We start from the raw sequence: 17,070 nt of genomic DNA, 5'->3' as shown, positions 1-17,070 counted from the left end.
GTAGCTATGTCGGGAGCGGATAAGCGCTGAAAGCATCTAAGCGCGAAACCGACCCAAAGATGAGACTTCCCACTACGGAAGTAGGTAAGACCCCAGGAAGATGACCTGGTCGATCGGACCGAGATGTACACGCCGTGAGGTGTTCAGTCGACGGGTACGAATCGGTCGAGGACTTGACCTTAACCATGCGCTCAAATACTTTTACTCCTGTTCAGTTTTGAGGGTATGAAAAGAAGTCTATTGCTTTAGAGAGCGATAGACTTCTTTTTATGTCATAACTTCAACTTTACCAGTGCATCGGTATCTTTAGAAGGTCTCGATTTCGGCGGTTTATGGTCCCTAACCGCAGAAATACGTGACATTCAAACTAATTTGGGATTAAGTTTTCTACGTTCAGTTGATCGAGAGCATTTTGAATATTACGATTGACGTTTAAATCGACGAAAATAATGCTCTTTCTGTCTTTAGTATACATCAAAATTTCGGAACTACTAGGGCTATAGCTAATAAAATCAAGATTGTCTATTCTAGATAATTGTTTACCGTTTTCTAAGCTCCATATTTGCGAACCGCTTGTAACTACACTTTTATAATCCGGACTGAAACCCACGATAGCTCCGGGAGACTCGCCTGCTTCGACCACTTGAAGATTAAGCGTAAATAGCTCCTTATCATTAGTTAAATCCCAAATATGTAGGGTGTGTCCGTCTGAGATTGAAGCGATCTTATTTTCACCAAAACGAAAATGGTCGTAAATGTTAGTGTTATATAGATTCGTTTTTTCCTCCAGAGGTTTTCCCGTTTTAGCATCCCAGAATCTCAATTTCGAAAAATCTTTAGTTAAAACGATTGATCCATCCTGAGTGTAGGAGACTAGGCGAACATCATTTCGATGTTCAATTTTTGCAAGTTGCTCTCCCGTTTTTACATCCCAAATGCGTGCAGTATTATCATAGGAACCGGAGATAATATCCTGACCATTTGGGCTGAATTCAGCAGTAATTACGCCATAAAAATGCCCTCGTAATTCGGAAATCTTTTCTCCGCTTTCCATATCCCAAATAGAGATAGAGTTGTCTTTTTCCTCTGTAGCTATTTTACCGTCATCGTGACTAATAGCTAAAATAGAACCCTTAGCATTTTTTAATTGAACTTTAGAAATTTCCTGACCACTATTAACGTCCCAAGAGGATACTGTACCGTTCTTCGATTTCGTTATTATTCTATTGCCGCTCTTGTTAACCAAAATATCCGTGCCTTTTCCAAAGTCCATTTGTATTACTTTTTTACTACTCTCAACATCCCAAAATTCTGCCATACCATCGCTAGTGGTCGTTAGAATTCTTTTTCCGTCAGAGATAAACTGACATGACGTGAACTTTCCATTTTGTACGTTTAATCTTTTTGTGTACTTTAATTTGTCAAAATCCCATAGTGTCGTAGTTCTTTTTGTGGATGTTATAAATTTACTACCATCAGAATTAAACTTTGCTGAGGTTATATCACCGTCTAGTTCCATTAACACGACCTCAGTTTCCGCATCCAAAATTTCAAATTTTCCCGTTTTTCCACATTGTTTAAGTACCATTTTTCCATCTGGACTAATGCAAGCAATATCGCCTTTAGAATAGAAACTTTTCAAACGTGTCCCGGTCTGTCCGTCCCATAAAGTAGGGAAACCATCAGGAAAAGTAGTTAAGATTTTATCTCCATCTTTTTCAAAATCAAATGAACTAAACTTAGCATTACCGTCTAATTTATATAGCAATTTCCCGGTAAAAAAGTCCAAAACATTTGCAGTTTCATGACTCATATTAAGCATAATTATTTTATTGTTATTGAAGATAAAATCTGGAGGGGAATTAAGGCACGCTTTATTATAACTATCACAAACGGAATTGATTAAATTAAATTCATGTAATTCTTTACCGTATTTACTATCCCAGAGTTTTCCGATTCCAGATTTTGATATGGTCAATATTTTTTTACCATCAGTACTAAACTCAGCGGCGATAAGGCCTTCTTTTGAAGTATGTTTAAAAGATAATAACTTGCTTCCTTGCTGTGCATCCCAAAGATTAACTTCTCCATCTTTATTAGCTGTTAGAATTCTTAAGCCGCTGGGGTCGTACTTGGCGATGGGATTAGAGTTGATAGTATAATCTTGATTCAGATTTAGAATCTCTTCACCGTTTTCAATATTGACAACTCTAGTTAAATCTTTATACCAGTCGCCGTCTTCTACCCAATGTACGATTAGTAATTTCGTTCCGTCAGGACTGAATTGAGCTTTATAAACATTACCCCAGGACAATATCTCTTCACCGTTCATAACGTTCGATACGTATGCATTTCTCAAGTTATCAATAGTTAGCACCCATTTGTTGTTAGAACTAAACTCTTTGGTTTCACTAGGATAATCGAAAATTGCCCTTTTTTTGTCATCGGAATAAAGCGCTCCCAACAGTGCGCCATCGGCCTCTTCTGAGTAAGGCTTTTCGGGAGTAAGGACATTTTGAGGTAATCCTTTTAGGGCGAACTTTATGGCCCCCACCCAGTCACCATTCCGAAATCGTTCTTTGGATAAAGTAGCGAGATAAGCGGACTCGTTTAATTGAGATTGGTCTCTCTGTTCTCTCGCGATTTTTGTTTGTTCATTGGCCATTTTAGCATTTCTATCAGCAATAGTAGCCTGTTTTTCAGCTTTCTGGCGTTGTTCTATGGCTTCCTTTTCATTCGCCTCGGCAACTTTTTGCTGTCTGTAAGTCTCTTCTATTTGCGCTTTTAGTTTTTGATTTATATTTTCTAGTTCTATATTTTTCTGGCTTATTTCCTCGTTGCTTCTTTGTAGTTGGAGACTTTGTGCCGCAATAACATTAGACTGGAAGAGGCTAAAGCCACCAAATGCAGCAAAAAAGAGCGATGAAGCTAGTGTTATGCCTACAATATTTTTGATAAATTGTTCCCTATGACGCTGTTTCAAATCATCAAAAGTGACACCTAGCATGGGTGCAAGAAGCCTCAGTTTCTCAACTTTAAGTTTCTTCCACATGTCGTTAAGGTCTTTACCCCTTATGTCTGCTGCCAGCGGTTCCACTTCTTTTTCTGTTTCAGTATAAGTGCCATCAGGTTTCTGCTCGACAACGTTATGAAACCTGAGTACATGAGGGAATGAATCATCAGGCTCGCCTACAATCAAAATAGATAATATCCTGTCATTACCATGAAGACTTCTGAAAGTTTCTATCTCTTGACAGCACCATTTTGACATTGGTGTATTCGGAGAGCAGACGACGATAAGATACCTTGAGTTTTTCAATGCTGTTTGTATGTTTTCACTTAGATTACCTGAGGCTGGCAGTTCCTCCTGGTCACGAAACACTCTATTGATTTTCTTTATCCCGGTTTGTTTTGCAATGCTTCTAGGTATACGGTAGTTTTCGAGCACGCGGTGTAACTTCTTTGCCACGGCGATATCAAGATCCGTGTGACGATAACTTATAAAAGCATCATAAACATATTCTTTTTTCATAGCCTATAAATCTCCCCCCCCGTTGATATTACGTATGAGTAAAAATAACATACCGATCATCCAGTCAGTAGATTTCTTGTTTAAACTCTCTTGATCTCGTAGGGGTTATTCGATGTAAGAAAGTAATATCCTCTATATGGAAGATTTTAGAGTTTGGAAAAATAGATAGATTCGCATTTATCAAGAGTGAAATTGCTATAGAACCTACTGAAGTATCTTGGAAAAAACAGATTTATCATGCCGAAAAATTAAGTTATCGACGAAATAGTTTTCTCGCATTTTCTAGGTTATAAAGTTTAACTTGCTCATCTAGCCGATCCCAATCGACAAGATTGGGATTTTTCTTTTTTCCGTCATCCCGCTTGGGGCCGTAGGTCCATCCGGATAATAGCTTCTCCGCCGTCCAGCGCTGATGTTCCATTCGGGCCAGCCGTTCTACCAGATTATCGTCCACAAAAGGTGGTTGAAGGCCCTTTTCCTTATCACGCAGATTTTGGAAAGCAGCGAGAATCGCCCGTTGTTTGATGGAATAATGATCCGCTGCATAGCGGTTTGAGTTACGGTACTCTTCTGACAGCTCGTCCCAAGACATAGAAATTTCTTCTGATGTCAGCTCTGTCCGTGTATTTAGATAATCTTGATGTAGTTTTTCGGCATGCTCGTCCAAGTCTTCCTGGACAATCACTTTCCAGTTACAGGATTCACTGATCATATGAAAAATCTGCATTTGATCAGGGAGCTGAAGTCCAGAGTCATAGGTGGTCAGCTGTTCTTTTCCTTTCATCAGCGGATATAAAGGCGTAATTTCTGGAATGCATGCCACGATTTGTAGGCCATTGACAGGGGCATCGCCGACGTGATTAATTTGTGCGGCTAGTCGGTACGCTGTAAGATAAGTCAGTGTATCATCATCAAGGCTAATATAAAGGATGGGGACCGGACATATATCGTTTAATTGGAGAATATCATGCATATTTAAGCTTTGTGGATCCTTGCTCAGAAAATGTACTTCTGCCACTTGTTCTACACCGGGATAAGCTCCCCGAAACCGTGACGATTCGATGTCTGCTGCGCTATCGATAATCGTAATCCTTGTTCTCTTTAAATTTCCGTAGTGGGCTTGCCGGAGGATGTGAAGGAGTAGAGTCCGGCCTATCGTCACAAAGCCCACAATCACGATGTGTATAGGAGCACTATCGGGAAGATGGCATAGGCCACCACAAAGTTCATCAGGGGGATATTGGTTAAAAACTTGACGGGAACTTGCTTCATATAAATTGAAAAGTTTCCCCTCGAAAGACCGGTGGTTGTGGTTAAATAACTTGTGCTGCCGGAACAAATCAAACATGATGGAATTACTGACATGAGCATAACATTTTAGATTGCTTTTCCTCTTTCTCAGATCGCGGGAACTTATTATGCCATCTTTGACCTTCGGCATGATTTCGTTAACCGCATAAGAGGTAACGGTTTGAAAGGCTTTGAAGGCAATTTCAATATTGGTATCATCGTTATTTGTCAAAATAAACAGATAAGCGGCCTTAGAGATACCAGCTTTTTGCAAGGTTATTGGATCTGTTGCGCTGCCTTGAATAATAGTGATTCCTTTCTTTCGATAGGACACTAGTTGGTCATTATCGTTATTCAACTCGATGACAGTGATATGACGGTTTTTACGTTCAGTTGACGAAAGTAAATCCTCAATAAGCAATGTGCCTTTTCGTCCAAGCCCGCAGATAACGATGTGATCACGGCAAAAGAGCAACCGAAAAATACCATATTCTTTTCGCGTGATAGTAAGGAATGTTTTTACGACTGCAAATCCGGCCACGCAGACGGTCAACCAACGGGAAATATCAAGAGAAAGTGGTACATGATTTGTGGCCACACCTTCAAAAGTAAATAACAAAAGGGTTTGATAAAGAGCATCGCTTATAGTCGAAACATGCAATGAGGCCTCTGATAGGGCCGCCATTTGAATAAATCCGGTAATCCCCAAAACCATTGCTATGACTGTAAGAAAGCCTAATAACAACCATTGATAGTCATCCCACATTTCCCAAAACGATAATCCTTGTCGTTTGCTAGTTTTTTTCAATGGTCCTTCTCCCTCCGAGTTCTTTAACCTATGCAACTTGAACTTTGACGGTTGCGCGACAGATTATCTGTCTGCGCCAAGCTTTTTGAGCAAGCTGTTTTCATCGTAGCCTGTAACCCAATAGGTCATGGAAGTTTCATATGAAAAATTGGAGCATTTCTGCTCCAATTTTTTGGTTTCTATGTATAACTGATATGGATAGTCTACCGACGGGTACCACATTGAGGGCAGAACTTATCTCCCGATTGAAGTCGATGACCACAATTAGTACAAAAAGTTTGAGATGGGTCAACTTGTGCTTTACTGGCAGAATGATGTGTAGCTTGGCTCAATAGGCTTTTTTCGGCACAATTAATGGCCTCTTCATCCAAATCAGCATTTTTGACAAGGCCCCAGATCTGAGTGAGCAAGACGGGCCAAGCCACGAAAAGCGCGATCACTGTGGGAATGGCCTGCATCCCGAATATACCAATGCCCGCCTTAAGGGATGTTCCTGTACGGGTAGGCTCAATTTCAATATTCAGTGCTGTCTTCATGCCAAGGACGGCTTTAAATATCCCACCCTTACTGATACTGATATGCCATCCCCGAGTTGGAGTCCCTTCACCGTTGACATCATACTCTTGGGCACGAAAATAATCTAAAACGTCGTTCGCCACTGGAGTTAGGTCCGAGAGCGAGACAGGGACGATTTTCGTTGTCTCATAAAGCCCCATTGCCACTTCCTCCTTTACTTCAACCTTGGAAATTAATGCGTACGGTGACGCTCAAGAACGTATAAGACGGAAAGTTCACAAAGGGCATCGGTTACCAGTAATTTTTCTTCCGGCGAAAGTCGACTCTCCAGTTCTTTTAATAATGATACGACTTTATGACTTTGCTCCATGATTTCCTGATCAGAAACAGTGCCGTCTTTCATAATCCTTTGAAAGGAATCCGTGCCGGAAACATACTCATCGAGAAGCAGTATTCCTGTTTCCGGATCAAACCAGGGTTTACTCATTTAAATTACCTCCTTATGAACGATTACAGTTGTACCATAACAGGTAACAGTGCTTCGAAAGCCTTGCGTTAATGCGATAGTGGCATTGGTTCATCTTTATTGTTATCTAACTGTCGAGGGGACGACGATAGGTTTTGCATTCAGACCAGATGCTTTAAAAAGAATCGACTGTCACTAAGAGTATATGCATTGGGCACTTGTGGCATTTCAAGGGGAAATTCCGTTCCCAAATCCCAAAGAAGTAAAAAGAGACAAATGCTACCTATAAGATTTTTCAATAGATTCATTCAAGTTCCTTCTATAGCTAACGATAATTTGTTAAAAAAATTATTTTTACTCGATATCCCACAAGGACTCGAGAATGATTTGTTACAATAAGTTTTGTTGGTGAAATAATGTAATAAAGATATAATTAGGGTATAAGATTAGTTGTCGCCAGGGAATAAAGGGCGAGCGTAGAGCTTAATGTAAGTTGATATTTACGAAATTACATGAGTTTGATAAGAGAAAGCTCCTAATTCAAAGGGGGGGAGAAACGTGACTTTTAATCCTAAAAGTGATTATCATTACAATGCATTTATCAGTTACCGCCACGGCTTTCCAGATAAGATTATCGCAGCCCGCCTGCACCGGCTTTTGGAGACGTACAAAGTTCCTTCGGCACTGGTCAAAAAGGGAGCATGGCCGATAACTCGGATATTTTTGGACCTAGCAGAACTACCCAGTTCCAGCAACCTTAGCGATGACATTGCGTACGCTCTTTCTCAATCGCAATTTCTCATTGTATTGTGCTCCCGAAGCACCCCCGAGTCGGAATGGGTGGCCAGGGAGATAGAAACTTTTATTGAGTTAGGGAGAGCCCAGCGTATCTTGCCGGTGATTATCGAAGGAGAACCAAGGGATTCGTTCCCGCTTCCTCTATTAGCGCTATTGGATCATCTTGAAGGGTCGGCGGCACGGGAAGACGATAGCAATTTAAAAGAGTCGATTAACGGGAAGTGGAAACTACCTGTAACCGACCTGCGTGGAAAAGATACGAGCCAAATTTTGAACAACCTGAAAGAACAGAAGTTGGAACTAATTACACTACTGGCAGGTGTTCAGAAGGAAGAACTTTGGCACTATCACCAACAGCGACTGTATTGGCAGAGAGGCTTAGCCCTAACGGCAGCCTTAACCATAGCTACAATCTATGGTTTTTACAGCAACGATTTACGAAGGCAGGCAGAAGAATCAAGTCGAGTCGCCACAATCAAATTAGCTGAAGCACAAGAAGCGGAGCAGATTGCTGTCGAGCAGTATCAGAAAGCCGGAGAAATGCAGCGCTGGTCTGAAGCACGCTATGAAGAAGCGCGTCGACTGGAACAAGAGGCGGAAAAATATAAAAACGAAACGGAGCAAGCTAAACAGGATGCTGAGTCGCAACGGGCGACCTCAGAAAAGCTATATGCCCTTGCCGAAGAACGGCGCAAGCAGAGCGTAGAGCAGAAAAACCTTGCTATGCAAGTTATCCGTAGCTTAACTTATGATGTTCCTGATAAGCTTCAAAACATAGCAGGTACCAAAACGATTTTGGTGGACGTGCTGGCAGGAAACTTAGGGATGCTGGATAGGATTATGGATGTAGGCAGAGAGCTATCGGACCCGAAAGTGTTGCGTGAAAAGAGTGTAAACTTTTCGCGTATGGGAGACACGTGGATTATATTGGGTGATGTAGTAAGGGCTAAAGCAGAATTTGAGAAGGGTCTTGTGATAAATGAGGAACTGGGAAAAGATCGGACGAATGCGCAGGCGCAGCGGGATTTATCGGTCAGTTACGAAAGACTAGGGGACGTGGCGATAACCCAAGGGGACCTACCGGGAGCCCGGATATGGTTTGAGAAGGCTCTTGCGATTGCTGAAGAACTGGCGAAAGATCGGACGAATGAGCAGGCGCAGCGGAACTTATCGATCAGTTACGATAGACTAGGGGAAGTGTCGGTAGCCCAAGGGGACCTGTCGGGAGCCCGGATATGGTATGAGAAGGCTCTTGCGATAACTGAAGAACTGTCAAAAGACCTTACGAATGCGCAGGCGCAGCGGGATTTATCGTTCAGTTACGATAGACTAGGGGAAGTGTCGGTAGCCCAAGGGGACCTGTCGGGAGCCCGGATATGGTATGAGAAGGCTCTTGCGATACGTGAAGAACTGGCAAAAGACCAAACGAATGCAGAGGCGCAACGGGGCTTATCAATCAGTTACAATAACATAGGAGAAGTGGCGGTAGCCCAAGGTGACTTGTCGGGAGCCCGGATATGGTATGAGAAGGCTCTTACGATTGCTGAAGAACTGGCGAAAGACCGGATGAATGCAGAGGCGCAGCGGTACTTATCGCTCTGTTACGAAAGACTAGGAGAAGTGGCGATAGCCCAAGGGGACCTTTCGGGAGCCCGGATATGGTATGAGAAGGCTCTTACGATTGCTGAAGAACTGGCGAAAGACCGGACAAATACACAGGCACAGCGGGACTTATCGATCAGTTAAGAAAGAATAGGTGTTGTGGCGATAGCCCAAGGGGACCTGTGGGGAGCCCGGATATGGTATGAGAAGGCTCTTGAGATTGCTGAAGAACTGGCAAAAGACCAGACAAATACGCAGGCACAGAGGGACTTATTGATCAGTTACGAAAGACTAGGAGAAGTGGCGGTAGCCAGAGAGGACCTATCGGGAGCCCGAGGGTGGTATGAGAAGGCTCTTGCGATTTCGGTAGAACTGGCAAAAGACCAAATGAATGCAGAGGCGCAACGGGACTTATCAATCAGTTACAATAACCTAGGGAAAGTGTCGGTAGCCCAAGGGGACCTGTCGCTAGCCCGAGGGTGGTATGAGAAGGCTCTTGCGATACGTGAAGAACTGGCAAAGGACCAAACGAATGCAAAGGCGCTAAGGGACCTAGCCATTCTCTACGAAAGTTATGGCGATTTTACTTACGCTGAAGGTGAGTTTTTAGATGCACGCAAATGGTACGAAAAAGAACTAGTTATTGCCGAAGAACTGGCAAAGGACACCACAAATATCGAAGCACAACGATTTCTACATATTGTATGGAAAAAAACGGAAGAAATATCCCGTGAACTAGGGGACTTAGAAAGTGCAAACAAGGCTTTTCTAAAATGGAGAAAACTACAAGAAACCTATAATCTCAACAAGCAATAGGTTTTAAAGGAGGAGTGAATCATGACCTCCGAAGAAAAGGACCTTCGATACGATGCGGTTATCACCTGTTGTCAGCGAAGGCTGGACCTTTCCATAGCAAATCATCTAGTAAACGCATTAAATTCGTACCGGGTACCCAATGCCTTGGTGAAGCAAGGCTTATCGGAAAAAGTGAAAGTATATATGCCTGCATATTTGGGATATGAAAGTAAAGAAATAGCTCCATTGGATATCTCTCAAGCACTGAAGTGTGCGAACTTTCTTATCGTTGTTTGCTCGCCAGCAACCCCCAAGGATCGACGAGTGAAGGAGGAAATTCGATTATTTCGAGAAATGGGTCGTTCAAACCGGATTCTGACGTTGCTTGTGGAAGGAAAACCAGAAGAATCCTTCCCTGATCTTCTTCGGGAGCATCGTCGGCATTGGGTGCGGATCGGTGGTCAGGAATACGAACGATTAGAAATTGCTGAGCCATTAGCTGCTAACATTACGAACGAATCGAATAGCATTTCTGAATCATTGCAAATGTTAAAAGAAGAGAAATTGCGTCTTCTCGCTAAGTTATTAAACTGTACCTTTGATAATCTTCGGCAGAGACACAGAGAAAGATTCGTAAAAAACGTTACAATGCTTGCTCTAGGTTCAATCTTGTGCTTGTTTATTTTTGGAACGGCAAGCATTATGCAGTACCGCTACGCCGAAGGCAAAAGGTTAGAAGCAGAGAATGCGACGTTAGAAGCAGTAGAGAAAAAAGAAAAGGCAGAGAAAGCTAGAGATCAGGCAATAATTCGAGAAAATGAAGCTCAAGCTGCTACAATGGAAGTAGAGAGACAGCGTCAAGTGACTGTGCAGCAGGCTCTAATGGCGGAAGAACAGAGGAGTATGGCCAATATACAAGCAAAACGAGCATGTGAGGGAGCATTGTTGGCAGAAAAGGAGAGAGTGGTGGCTGAGCAACAGAAAGAAATGGCTTTAGAAGCAAGCGACCGGCTAATGCAAGAAATACCCGCTAGATTAGGGCATATACCGGAAGCAAAACCGATTATAGATAAAATAATCAATGAGAATGCCAATACACTTTGGAAAATAAAATCTTCTCAAATTTCTTTTGATGAAAATACATCAGATTTTAATGCAACTCATTGAACTAACTAGAACATTTCGATTCGAAGGGAAAACTCAAGAGGCAATTAATCAACCGTAGAGGCTAGACTTGACGAAAGATATATAATTGTGCGCGTCAATGATAGAGCTGTTGATTATGCGGAAGACGTTGGCTCTGCTATTGATTGTCTTGAGAAGTACGCTGCGTTCTAAATACTATAAAAATATAGCAGCAAATAGGGAGGAATTTAATATGTCCGCTCATTACGAAGAGAAACGCCAATTTCCCGAATCACCACAACAAGCCTTTGAACAATTGATCCAAACGATCGAAACGACACCACTCCAACTGGTGGGCATGAATATGTGGTGGCAGATAGAGAAGAAGAACCCAGCGAACGGTACGATTGAGGCCTATGCAATATACAAAAACGCCTTAAAGATGTTCAATGCACTGAGCGATTCCACTACGTCGTACAGGTTGGATGCCAAGGTGATGCCGCAGGGAAATTGTTCCGAGGTGAATTTGTCGATTCGACTGCTACTTTCCTTTCAAGCTATGGGAGGAGGTTTTTGCCATAAAGCAGTGGAGGATCTATTCTCTGCTTTGCAAAAGGGTATAGGCCAAAAGGCAACCCGTTTCTGTCAAAACTGTGGTGAAGAACGTAGAGAGGGGAAGTTTTGCCCAAACTGTGGGACTCGGTTTGAATAATCTACACCAGCAAATCGTTCTTATACATAGTGTTTTTGGCACCACAAGATGGTCAAGTTCCCGATGAACGACAACTGAAGAAAGCCGGATGCTTTCAGTAACAAAGCAACCGGCTTATTTTTATATCTTATTCCCACAATAGGGACAGAACTTTTCAACACCTTTCAGGGTTGCGCCGCAGTTCGGGCAGGCCATTTTACCGGTACCACTCGCATTACTGTTTCCGATAAGGTTTTCTAGCCGATTAGCACTGAGTAAACGGTCATACTCGCCCGTATCGATCCACTTGAAAAACTCGGCGCCGCGCATGACCGTCCAGGGGTGGCTCATCCACATCGTGCTCATCAGCTTGACGATCTTGTCTAGCGTATCATAGTCATAGCCTTCAAACTCTTTCGCCTGAGCAATGAATTCCTCAACATTGATAGAGTTGAAATATTTTTGCGGTACACCGGCCAGCTTGACCATGGCTTTGGTAGCTATGTTGGCATCCTGGCAAGCTAGCAGGCCGGCCCGGTCGGCGGTAAATTCGGACATACGCTGCCAGTTCAACAAGGCGATCTCGGCACCGGTAGAAATTAGGCTTCCAATGCCAAGAGTGGCATTGCCTATGATGTCGCCCATAATTGGTAAGACCTCAGCGATTTGATGGTATAGGACATGCTGGCTCTTGATGTGGCCGGCCTCGTGGCCGATGATGAACATCAACTCTTCTTTGGACAAAAAATCAATACAGCTTGAATTCAGCACGATGATCGGTTTTTCCACACCGGCTGTAAAGGCGTTGATCTCGTACCCCCACTGGATGTACAGATCGGGTATTTCGGGCAGATCGATAATGGCGCAGACTTGCCGTAACGTATCATAGAGTTCGGGATAGTTACGATCATCTACCTTAATATTGCTGCCGGTATAGCGGATTTTCAAAAGTTTTTCGATACCATAATGGTTGAACTTTTTTACGATCGTTTCCAACCCAGGTGTTCCTCTTAGTGCTTCCAGCGCGTTCCGATCAAAGGGGTGTTCGTACTCAGTCGAACGTAGTCCAACCAACTGTTTTTGTTTCACAGGCGCTCCCTCCAATTTCATAAATTCCAGCTTGATCTTGCAGGAATTATTCGCTGGAAGTAAAAAATATCCTCCTATAGGTATAAATATAAAGTTACATATGTATAAAGAAGAGGTTATTGATTATTCGTTAACGGGCTTATGGGGGAGGGGAAGGGATTGCGAGAAATCATCGATTTTCGCTATGACGCGTTCATAAGTTATCGGCACACCCAGCCAGATAAGAGAATCGCCGAACAGCTGCATACCGCTCTTGAAACGTATAAAGTTCCCCGAATACTAGTAGAAAAGGGGGTGCCGAGACGGCTTGAGCGGGTTTTCCGAGACCGTGATGAACTCCCCACAACGAACAACCTCAGTGACAGCATCCGGGAGGCCTTGCATCAATCCAGGTTTTTGATCGTTATCTGCTCCCCGCGAACGCCCCAATCAGATTGGATCGCCAGGGAGATTCAAATCTTTATGGAATTGGGCCGGGAAAAACAAATTCTTGCCTTGCTTATTGAGGGAGAACCTGCAGAATCCTTTCCTAAGCAACTTTGTAACATCGAACGGACCTTTATCGACGATAATGGTGCTGTCAACCGTACTTCCGTAGAAATTGAACCGCTGGCCGCCGATATTAGGGCTACAAGTTTTCGAAAATCAATGGCCCTGCTGAAGACAGAAAAGCTTCGCCTGATAGCGCCCATTATTGGTTGCACCTTTGACGACTTGAAACAGCGGCACCGAGAGCGGCAAATCCGGCAGTGGGAAATTACTGCGGCTTCCGTTATGGCCCTTTTATTGCTTTTCGGATTGTACAGTTATCGGCAGTGGCAATACACGGACAATCTTCGGATTGAGGCGGAAAAGGCCCGAGAAAATGAGCGGGAAGCCCGTATGATGGCGGAACAAGCACTTTCGGAGAGTGAACGGGCCAAGCTTCAGGAAATGCTTATGCGTAAGCATGCTGAAGATGCAGAAGGGAAGGAAAAGGAGGCTAGGTTGACCGCTGAAGAAGCTCGAGAAAAAGAGCAGGCCTCCCGCATCCTGGCGGACGAGCAAAAAGTAGAAGCACTTTTGCAGAAGTCTATCGCTGACAGTGAGAAGGAAAGGGCAGAATTTCAAAAGAATCTAGCTTTGGACCGGATTAACCAGTTGACTTTTGACATTCCTGATCGGCTACGTCGCTTTCCTCAAGTAAGTCCCATCGTCACCGAAATCTTGGATGCCAATATAAAGACATTAGATCAACTCATTGACCGTAATGAAGACGATATAATCGCCAAATTGGAACGGGTGGCGAATTACGAACGTTTGGGGGAACGATGGCTTCACCTGAACGAGTTGAATAAATCGGTCGAATGCTTTCAAAACAGCATCGATCTCTTGGGGGGGCTGGCAGATGCAGAGGACCCTCCTGTCCGAGCTCAAGTTAGGCAGCTAAACGGCATTCTGTACCGGCAATTGGGTGAAGCCTATATGGCCATTGACCATATTTCAGAGGCCCGTGAAGCGCTAATCAAGAGTGAAGAAAACTTTAAGGCGATCGGTGACTACGAAAACATCGGTCAATTGTATGTTTCGGCGACAACCTTCTTTTTGCTCGATGGAGACCCCTCGCAGGCTCTTCATGCGGCACAATTAGCTTTTGACGCCAATCCAGAGGAAGATGTAGCTATTTTAAATCTCGGTGTGGCGTACCTCTTTACAAACCAATTCGATTTGGCGAAAGACATCTTTATTAAACATAAGGACCGGAAGGTAAAACGGTTATTGACCCTTTCGGCAGACGGCGGTACCAAATACTTCGAAGACGAGTATTTCGGCGGCATTGCCTTGGAGACACTAAACTTTTTTGTCTCTAGGAACATAAACCATCCCGACTTGCCCCGATTGAAACACTTAATTACCTCTATGCCCTATCAAAATCCTTCTGAACCGATTGATTTTGATGCCTTAATAGTTCGCCCTACCGATCGGTTCGACGGGATTCTGCGAAAAGCTTATCTGCTTAGGCGAGAAGGACGTATCTATGAGTCTCTAGGTGCACTGTCCCGATGCGAGCAAATGGTTTCCGATGACTTTAAGCCCTACATCAAAGCATCGGAACTCTTTACGGCTCAAATCGAGACGCTGGGTGTGGACGGAGGAATTTTTGTTTCAGAGCTCGTCGAAGGTGGAATCGCGGAAAAGAGCGGCATCCGGGTAAACGACATCATCATCGGTTATGATGGCAAAGCTGTTACAAATGATGAAGACCTGTTGTCGGCTATTCAAGCGACACCGGAAGAACGATCGGTTAATGTTCAATGTCTGCGTTCGGCCGGTATAGACCGTTTCGATATAGTCAGTGTAACGATTTCAGAGGTAAAAGGACGACTAGGTATCCTCTTTCAGCCGATTTAGTTCTATTTAGGTAAGTATGCTAAAAATAGGCTTGCTTTTGAAGGAATGTTCAAAGAAATAAAGAATGGTGTACATAAATATTGTACTACCCCTATGTTTCACTGAAGGAGGCCAATCAGTGATTAAAGCAACGGGCACTTACGACAGGAACGAACCTTTGATCCCTATTGTTATTGGTGTGACGGGTCATCGGGACCTGCGAAATGGCGACCGTTTGTCACTGGAAGAGCAGGTACGAAAAATCTTTAATGATCTGCGATCGAGCTATCCCCATACACCAGTTGTCCTTCTTTCGCCGCTAGCGGAAGGAGCAGACCGATTAGTCGCTCAAGTTGCCTTAGATTGCGGATGCCGATTAATAGTCCCCCTTTTAGAAGAGGGGGAAGCCAATGTTACCGAAACGGACACGGAGTCGTCACGGGCCGAGTATCTGGAACTGGTCAAAAAAGCGGACAGAGTTGTTTCTATTCCTTTATCTGTTAGGGAAGGCGAGCCGAACAGTGACGCGCTACGCTACGCCCGTATTGGGGCCTACATCGTTCGCCATAGCCATATCTTGATCGCTCTTTGGGATGGTGTAGATAACGGACGCATCGGAGGATCCGCTCATGTCGTCCGGTTCAAGTGCCAAGGCATCGGTGAGCCATATGCCCCTCCACGGAACTTGCTCGATCCTATTGATACAGGGATGGTGTACCACATCGTTACGCCTCGGGATAGCAATCCAACCCCTAAAGGGAAGCCTTTTCAGTTGGTTACTCTTTTTCCCGGCGATGGGAAGAAAGGAGCAGCGTCGGCGAATTCGGAACGACGGATATTTGAACAGATCGAGGCGTATAACGCAGATGCCGTAGAACTAATCCCCAAAAAAAGCGAAGCCATCTGCCAAAGTCGCGAATGGCTCTGGCCTGGCAAAGAGGAGAGTGTCCTAACCGATAGGGCACGATCATTGTTAGATCACTACGCCTTATCCGATATGATGGCTATCCATTTTGCTGATATTCGCCGTAGTGCCATTGGACAGTTGTTCGCTCTTGGTTTAGCCGCCGTTTTATTTTTTGAGTTGTATGCTCATATGTTCCTGGAATCCCGGCTTATGCTGGGACTATACCCACTCACACTTTTTATCGCCTATCTTATCTACCGTCGGGCTAACTCGAAAAACTACCAGAACAAACATCTGGATTATCGTGCCCTCGCGGAGGGATTGCGGATTCAGTTTTTCTGGCATCTGGCAGGTTTAGACAATGAAGTGGCTGACCACTACCTTCGAAAACAGCGAAACGAACTGCTTTGGCTTCGAAATGCCATTCGATTCGCCAACATTGCTGCCGGGTGCGCTGATGGCAACCAGCAGATGACGATGGAGAGGGATGCCCTTTCTACATCGAAAGAGAGAAAATTACTTGAATTACTGAATACCCATTGGATCCAGAACCAATGCAATTTCTTTGAAAAAGCGTCAAAGCGGGATCGTCATAAATTGGAAGGGTTCGATCGGTGGATTGAGATTTTTTTTGTAGGCGGCCTCGCTTTATCGGTCATCGTTGTTGCACTCGACCCCTATATGCATCACTTATATGAAGACTTCAAACATGCCTTTGGAGTCGATCTACATCACTTGCTGATCGTATTCATGGGGTTTACTCCGGCCATCGCGGCTACATTTGAGGGCTACGCGGAAAAATCAGCACTCTCAGATCAGTCCAAGCAGTACGAGGTAATGAGTGAAATCTTTCAGCGGGCCGCCACAGAAATGAGCCGTTGTCTAGTCGCCTCCGATTATTCAGCGGCTCAAGGACTCGTCCTAGAACTAGGGAAAGAAGCCTTGGCTGAAAACGGTGACTGGGTTCACCTGCACCGGGCTCGGCCTCTACAAGTCCGCCGGGCGTAACGTAGACGTTGGATAACGATAATGCTAAAGTTGTGTTATAATAAAAATAGTAGTTGACTGTCGATAAATTCCG

11 protein-coding genes and 1 rRNA gene are annotated in these 17,070 nt (G+C 44.0%); 7 read left to right on the top strand and 5 right to left on the bottom strand.

Translation table 11 applies throughout. From position 1 onward, the window contains the following. Window positions 1–181, top strand: a 23S ribosomal RNA gene (locus GJ688_RS07625); the annotation flags it as partial. Window positions 182–367: 186 nt separating this feature from the next. On the opposite strand, the gene GJ688_RS07620 is transcribed toward GJ688_RS07625, so the two are convergent. The 4 genes from GJ688_RS07620 to GJ688_RS07605 all read right to left on the bottom strand — a co-directional run bounded on the left by GJ688_RS07620 (window position 368) and on the right by GJ688_RS07605 (window position 6,633). Continuing rightward, the gene (locus GJ688_RS07620) at window positions 368–3,532 is read right to left on the bottom strand and encodes a TIR domain-containing protein (RefSeq protein WP_155475951.1); all 3,165 of its coding nucleotides are present in this window, start codon (window positions 3,530–3,532) and stop codon (window positions 368–370) included. 253 nt (window positions 3,533–3,785) lie between these two features. Beyond that, complete coding sequence (locus GJ688_RS07615; protein ID WP_155475950.1) at window positions 3,786–5,630, bottom strand: NAD-binding protein; 1,845 nt, start codon at window positions 5,628–5,630, stop codon at window positions 3,786–3,788. Between the two features lie 203 nt (window positions 5,631–5,833). Continuing rightward, window positions 5,834–6,346, bottom strand: a complete 513-nt coding sequence (locus GJ688_RS07610) for a zinc ribbon domain-containing protein (RefSeq protein ID WP_155475949.1) — start codon at window positions 6,344–6,346, stop codon at window positions 5,834–5,836. Between the two features lie 32 nt (window positions 6,347–6,378). After that, the gene (locus GJ688_RS07605) at window positions 6,379–6,633 is read right to left on the bottom strand and encodes a hypothetical protein (protein ID WP_155475948.1); all 255 of its coding nucleotides are present in this window, start codon (window positions 6,631–6,633) and stop codon (window positions 6,379–6,381) included. A 537-nt stretch (window positions 6,634–7,170) separates the two neighbouring features. Between GJ688_RS07605 and GJ688_RS21305 the strand changes: the two genes are divergently transcribed. The 4 genes from GJ688_RS21305 to GJ688_RS07585 all read left to right on the top strand — a co-directional run bounded on the left by GJ688_RS21305 (window position 7,171) and on the right by GJ688_RS07585 (window position 11,644). Then, complete coding sequence (locus GJ688_RS21305; protein ID WP_155475947.1) at window positions 7,171–9,156, top strand: tetratricopeptide repeat protein; 1,986 nt, start codon at window positions 7,171–7,173, stop codon at window positions 9,154–9,156. Window positions 9,157–9,171: 15 nt separating this feature from the next. Beyond that, window positions 9,172–9,828 carry a tetratricopeptide repeat protein gene (locus tag GJ688_RS07595; RefSeq protein ID WP_155475946.1) on the top strand — a complete coding sequence of 219 codons (657 nt, stop codon included), beginning with the start codon at window positions 9,172–9,174 and terminating at the stop codon, window positions 9,826–9,828. Between the two features lie 21 nt (window positions 9,829–9,849). Beyond that, entirely contained in the window at window positions 9,850–10,974 is a 1,125-nt protein-coding gene (locus GJ688_RS07590) for a hypothetical protein (RefSeq protein WP_155475945.1), read from the top strand. A 211-nt stretch (window positions 10,975–11,185) separates the two neighbouring features. Next, window positions 11,186–11,644: a zinc ribbon domain-containing protein gene (locus tag GJ688_RS07585; RefSeq protein ID WP_155475944.1), complete on the top strand. Its 459-nt coding sequence runs from the start codon at window positions 11,186–11,188 to the stop codon at window positions 11,642–11,644. Between the two features lie 120 nt (window positions 11,645–11,764). On the opposite strand, the gene GJ688_RS07580 is transcribed toward GJ688_RS07585, so the two are convergent. Next, complete coding sequence (locus GJ688_RS07580) at window positions 11,765–12,712, bottom strand: M48 family metalloprotease (RefSeq protein WP_207708772.1); 948 nt, start codon at window positions 12,710–12,712, stop codon at window positions 11,765–11,767. Between the two features lie 159 nt (window positions 12,713–12,871). Here GJ688_RS07580 and GJ688_RS07575 point away from each other — a divergent pair, with 159 nt between their 5' ends. Both GJ688_RS07575 and GJ688_RS07570 read left to right on the top strand, forming a co-directional pair. Beyond that, a complete protein-coding gene (locus GJ688_RS07575; protein ID WP_170291778.1) occupies window positions 12,872–15,103 on the top strand; it encodes a TIR domain-containing protein in 2,232 nt (743 codons plus the stop codon). A 118-nt stretch (window positions 15,104–15,221) separates the two neighbouring features. Then, entirely contained in the window at window positions 15,222–16,997 is a 1,776-nt protein-coding gene (locus tag GJ688_RS07570) for a hypothetical protein (RefSeq protein ID WP_155475941.1), read from the top strand. Window positions 16,998–17,070 lie beyond the last annotated feature (73 nt).

Source organism: Heliobacterium mobile (assembly GCF_009720735.1).
Classification (GTDB): Bacteria; Bacillota; Desulfitobacteriia; order Heliobacteriales; family Heliobacteriaceae; genus Heliobacterium; species Heliobacterium mobile.
Note: the sequence above shows the minus strand (reverse complement) of the source record. Positions and strands in the feature narration are given on the sequence as shown.